The organism is Pseudomonas citronellolis (genome assembly GCF_029335315.1).
GTDB lineage: Bacteria > Pseudomonadota > Gammaproteobacteria > Pseudomonadales > Pseudomonadaceae > Pseudomonas > Pseudomonas citronellolis_A.
In genome coordinates this window covers 1-5,284 of sequence record NZ_JARJLT010000189.1, presented here as the reverse complement: position 1 = coordinate 5,284, position 5,284 = coordinate 1, and the positions used below count along the sequence as shown (strand labels likewise).

The window sequence follows — 5,284 nt, the reverse complement described above, 5'->3', positions numbered from 1 at the left end:
GCTGCTGCTCGGCGGTCACCGGCGGCGTCGGCGCGGCACCATTGGCCTTGCGCAGAGGCTTGCTCGCCGGCTGGGGCTTGGGCAGCGCCTTGGCCGGGCTCGCGGGTTTGGCAGGCTTGGCCGGCTTGGCGGCCGGGCTGGCCTTGGTCGGCGCCTTGCTCTTGGCTTCGGCGCTAGCCCCGGCCTTCTTGCCTTCGCCAGCGGTGCTGGCCCGGCTGCGCGCCAGTTCGAGCAGCCGGCGATGCTCGCCGAGCAACTGGTCGCCGAGGTCGTTGAGGTCCGGCAGGGCGCGGCGGCAGGCGATCAGGCCGTAGTCCAGGCGGTCGTGGTAGCTGGTCACGGTGACGTTCAGCGCCATGCCGTGGGAGGGGATGGACACCGGGTAGTAGCACAACACCTTGGCCCCGGCGAAGTACAGCTGCATGGGGATGCCGGTGACGTTGGAAATCACCAGGTTGGCCGGCGGCGGCATCCAGTTGGCCAGGCGCGAACGACCGTACATGGCGGCCATCCCGGAGAGCAACCAGGGGGCGGCGAAGATCGGGAAGTCCATCGGAATGGCCGAGCGGAATTTGTTCATCGCCGCCTTGCGCTGCGTCGACGAGGCGTTGATGCGCCGCAGGCGATCCAGCGGATCGGCCTCGTCGGTGGCCAGGTCGACCATGAGCATGCTCACCTGGTTGTTCGCGGTATCGTCGCCGGGGCTGCGCAGGCTCACCGGGGCGGCGGCGGTCAGCGCGCGTTCCGGCAGTTCGCCACTGGCCTTGAGGTAGCGGCGCAGGGCTCCGGAGACGGTGGCCATGACCACGTCGTTGAAGCTCACATCCAGGGCGCGCGCCATTTCCTTGATCTCGGCCAGGGGCACGGTGCGCCCGGCAAAGCTGCGCTGGTTGGTGATGGCCACGTTCAGCGGGGTGCGCGGGGCCAGCAGTTTGCGCGGGTCGAGGTTGCGCCAGTTGCGCAGGCTGGCATCGCCCACCACCGGCAATACGCTGCGCCCGGCGCGCAGCATGTCCGGGACCATGCGCGCCAACTTGATGTACTGCCGCCCGGCGTTGCGCACGGCCGCCCCGGCCAGTTCGGCGACGCCCAGCTGATAGGTGTTGCGCCGCAGCTTGGGCTGCGCCGGCGGGATCTTGCGGCCGCTGGGCACGTCGTCGAACAGCGCGCGGACCAGTTCGATGCCGGCCTGGCCGTCGACGTTGGCGTGGTGCACCTTGGCGTACAGCGCCACCTCGCCGCTGCGCAGGCCGTCGATCACGGTGATTTCCCACAGCGGCCGGCTGCGGTCGAGCAGGTTGGAGTGCCTGCGCCCGATCACCTGCTGCAATTGGCGGTTGCTGCCCGGCTTGGGCAGCGTGATATGGCGGATGTGGTGCTCCAGGTCGAGGTTCTCGTCTTCCACCCAGACCGGATCGGACAGGTCGAAAGGCATGAAGGCCAGCTTGCGGGTAAACACCGACGTCAGGTGCAGGCGCCCCGCCAGATAGGTTTTGACCTCCTCGTAGAAGTCGCCGTCGTAACCCTCGGGGAGTTGCAGCACATGGAGCGATCCAATGTGCGTAGGCATCTCGGCCGATTCCATGTGCAGGAACATGGCGTCCATCCCGCTCAGATGTTTCATCGCATCACCAACCTTGTTCTTGTTGTTGCAGGGAAAATGCTTGCAAGGCCCGTTGTGGCGGGCGTTTCACTCTCTCAGCGCTTGGGCGCACGGAAGGGGAACAGGGCGCGCTTGAGGCCGCGCGGGCGGAACCGGCTCCACTGGTCCTCGGCTTGCGCCAGGCGGTCGCCGATGGCGTACCAGACCAGCGGGTGCACGCCCAGGCCGATGTGGCTTGCGCAGTTGACTTCGATGTTGTCGGTCAGCGCGCCGCGCTTCTCCACGCTGCCGCCCCAGCCGACGATGCCGTCGGCGCGGCTGTAGATGGAGGTGGTGGGCACCGGAGGCGCTTCCTCGCCGCGCTCCTCGCTGTCGCGCTCGAAGCTGCGCACCAGGCGGTACAGCTCCCAGGCGTTGGTGCTGGACTGCGGCGGGCCGTACAGCGGGCTGCCGAGGCTGATCACCTGGCGCACGCTGTCGGGCTGGGCGCGGGCCAGTTCGCGGGCGAAGATGCCGCCAAGGCTCCAGCCGATCAGGCTGACCTTGCGTCCGGAGCTCTCGCGCAGTTCCTCCAGGCGCGCCAGCAGCCTGACGGTGATGCCCTTGACCGGCCCGCGGTTGATGCCTTCGCCCCAGCCGTGGCTGTCATAGCCGCGGTTGTCGAGGAAGCGTCGGAGCGGCAGGGTGGAGGCGTCGCCGGCCATCAGCCCGGGCAACACCATCACGCTGTGGCCGTCGCCGCGCGGTACGTTGAGCAGCAGCCAGGGCATGGCCGCCGGAATCGTTGCCCACTCCAGCAGGGCGCGCGACTCCAGCGCCCAGAGCAGCGGGGAGGGGCGGCGTTCCACCGGCTTGCGGCGGAATGGCGCGATGATGGAGGCGGGGAGGATCGGCGGCATGCTGGGATTTCCTTGTTCCAGGGGGAGTCAGACGCGGTCGCCGGCTTGCGCCGCGGCGATTTCGTCCTTGAGCAGTTTCTTCGACAGCTTGCCCACCGCTGTCTTGGGCAGGTCGGCGCGGATCTCCAGGGCCTGCACCATCTCGTGCTTGCCCAGGCTGTCCTTGAGGAAGGCCTTGAGCTCGTCGAGGCTGAACGGCGTGTGGCCCGGGCGCAGCTTGACGTAGGCCTTGGGCGACTGGCCGCGGTAGGCGTCGGGGATGCCCAGGACCATGACTTCTTCCACCGCCGGGTGGGCGTAGATGGCTTCCTCGATCACCCGCGGGTAGACGTTGAAACCGCCGCACAGGAGCATGTCCTTGGTGCGGTCGACGATGTAGACGTAGCCGTCCTCGTCCATGTAGCCGACGTCGCCGGTGCGGAAGTAACCGTCGGTGGTGAAGGATTCTGCGCTGGCCGAGGGGTTGTTCCAGTAACCGCGCATGATGTTCGGACCGCGCACCGCGATCTCGCCGTTCTGCCCCGGAGCGACCTTGCGTTCGGGGTCTTCGGTGTCGAGGAAACAGACCTCCACGCCGATGTGCGGCACACCGCAGGAGCCGGCCTTGGGGCGCTCGGGCGGGGTGAAGGTGCCGCCGGTGCAGGTCTCGGTCATGCCCCAGCCCTCGGTGATCTGGCAGCCGGTGATGGCCTTGAACTGCTGCATCAGCTCCACCGGCATCGGCGCGCCGCCGGAGGCGCAGACCTTCAGGCAGCTCAGGTCGAACTCACCCACCTGCGGATGGCTGAGCAGGGCGGTGAACATGGTCGGCACGCCGGGGAAGGCGCCGATCCGGTGCTCGTGGATCTCGCGCAGCACGGTGCCGGCGTCGAAGCGCACGTGCAGGCGCATCTCCAGGCCGGCGGCGATGGGGAACAGCAGGCAGCCGACCATCGCGTAGACGTGGAACAGCGGCAGCACCACCAGGACGCTGTCCTGGCCCCTGTGCATGAGCCGGTCGTTGTCGATGTTGATCATCACCACCTGGCTGGCGGCGGCGCCGAGGTTGGCGTGGGTCAGCATGGCGCCCTTGGGCAGGCCGGTGGTGCCGCCGGTGTACTGCAGCACGGCCAGGGCTTGTTCCAGCGCCGGCAGGGGATGCGCCTGCCAGTCGCCGGCATTGTTGAACAGGCTCTTGAACGGCAGGCAGTGTTCGCCGTAACGCACCTCGGCGAGCTGGCCTTCCTGCTGCAGGCGCGCGTGGGTTGCGCCGGGCTGGCCGCCGAACTCGCCGAGCGTGCCAACCACCAGCGTGCGCAGGCGGGTGCTGTGCAGCAGGCGCTCCATCAACGGGTAGAGGCTGCTCAGGTCGAGGGTGATGAGGATGTCGGTGCGGCTGTCCTCGATCTTGTGCGCGAGCACTTCGCCGGCGTCCAGCGGCGAGTAGTTCACCACAGTGCCGCCGGCGCGCAGGACGGCGAAGAAACCGATGACGTACTGCGGCACGTTGGGCAGGTACAGGCCGACATGCACGCCGGGGCCCACGCCGAGGTCCTGCAGGCCCCTGGCGGCATGGTCGATCAGCGACGACAGCTCGCGGTAGTCGATCTTGCGCCCCATGAAGTCGATGGCCGGCCGCTGCGGCCAGCGGCGCACCGATTCGTCGAGCATGTCCAGCACGCTGAGGCCGGAGAGGTCGTTGTCCCAGCTGACGCCGGCAGGGTATGAGCGAGTCCAGGGGGTGTGCACTGCAGGTGTCTCCTTGTTGTTTGCAAGCATGGTGAGGCGGCCGCGCGCGTACGAACTGTCCTGAATTTGCGCCCGCTGAAAATTCGCTTCGGGGCACGGGCAGGAGCCTGTGCTGCGCCCCCCGAAATGCCGAACCAGAGGCGTTGCGGCGTGATCACAGGGTGCGACGCAGGGGTATTCATGGGGCTGATGATGGGCTGCGTCGGGGCGTCAGCGGACGCCCGGCGAGTGGCCAGGCGTCCGCCGCGTTCAGGCTTTTTCCAGTGGGTTGATGCAGTTGCGCAGCGGTTCGCCGCGCAGGGCGTCTAGCAGGTTGTCGAAGGCTTCCAGGGTCATGCGCCGGCGCGTCTCGCGGGTGGCGGCGCCGTTGTGCGGCGACAGCACCAGGTTGGGCAGGCCGAGCAGCAGCGGGTTGACCGCCGGCTCGCCTTCGGTGACATCCAGCCCGGCGGCGGCCAGCCGCCCCTCGCGCAGTGCGGTGGCCAGGGCGGCCTCATCCACCAGGCCGCCGCGAGCGGTATTGATCAGGATCGCCTGGGGCTTCATCCGCGCCAGTTGCGCGGCACCGATGATGTGATGCGACGCGGCGCTGTAGGGCAGTTGCAGGATGAGTGCGTCGCTCTGTTCGAGCAGTTGCCCGAAGTCCAGGTAGCGGACGCCGAGACGCGTCTCGTCCTCCTCCGCCAGGCGCCTGCGGTTGTGATAGGCGACGTCCATGTCGAAGCCGCGGGCGCGCTTGGCCACTTCCATGCCAATGCTGCCCAGGCCGAGGATGCCCAGTTGCTTGTGGTGCACGTCCTGGCCGAGCAGCGGCGAGGAGTCGCTGCGCCAGCCGCCGCCGCGCACGAACAGGTCGGCCTCGACGATGCGCCTGGCGGCCGCCAGCAACAGGCCGAAGGCCAGGTCGGCGGTGGCCGCGGCGACCGCCCTGGGCGTGTTGCACACGCGCACGTCGCGTGCCGAACAGGCGTCCAGGTCGATATGGTCGAAGCCGGCGCTCACGGTGCACAGCACTTTCAGCCGCGGGCAGCGCGCGAGCAGGGTCGCGTCGACG

The 5,284-nt window shown here is 68.6% G+C and carries 4 protein-coding genes; all 4 read right to left on the bottom strand.

Annotation, left to right across the window (positions count from 1 at the left end; genetic code table 11):
* Positions 1-1,624 (bottom strand): WS/DGAT/MGAT family O-acyltransferase (locus P3W75_RS14805; protein ID WP_276228116.1); only part of this gene is annotated, 1,624 nt, incomplete at its 3' end.
* Between the two features lie 74 nt (positions 1,625-1,698).
* The gene (locus P3W75_RS14800) at positions 1,699-2,502 is read right to left on the bottom strand and encodes a lipase family alpha/beta hydrolase (protein WP_276228115.1); all 804 of its coding nucleotides are present in this window, start codon (positions 2,500-2,502) and stop codon (positions 1,699-1,701) included.
* A 27-nt stretch (positions 2,503-2,529) separates the two neighbouring features.
* On the bottom strand, positions 2,530-4,230 hold the full coding sequence (locus tag P3W75_RS14795) for a long-chain-fatty-acid--CoA ligase (RefSeq protein ID WP_276228114.1): 1,701 nt from the start codon (positions 4,228-4,230) through the stop codon (positions 2,530-2,532).
* Between the two features lie 249 nt (positions 4,231-4,479).
* Positions 4,480-5,284, bottom strand: an 805-nt coding sequence (locus P3W75_RS14790; RefSeq protein ID WP_276228113.1) for a 2-hydroxyacid dehydrogenase, incomplete at its 5' end; no start/stop codon positions are given.

What these genes read in the sequence shown, in the direction of transcription:
- P3W75_RS14800 (WP_276228115.1), bottom strand. Translation starts at nt 2,502, where the DNA reads ATGCCGCCGATCCTCCCCGCCTCCATCATCGCGCCATTCCGCCGCAAG.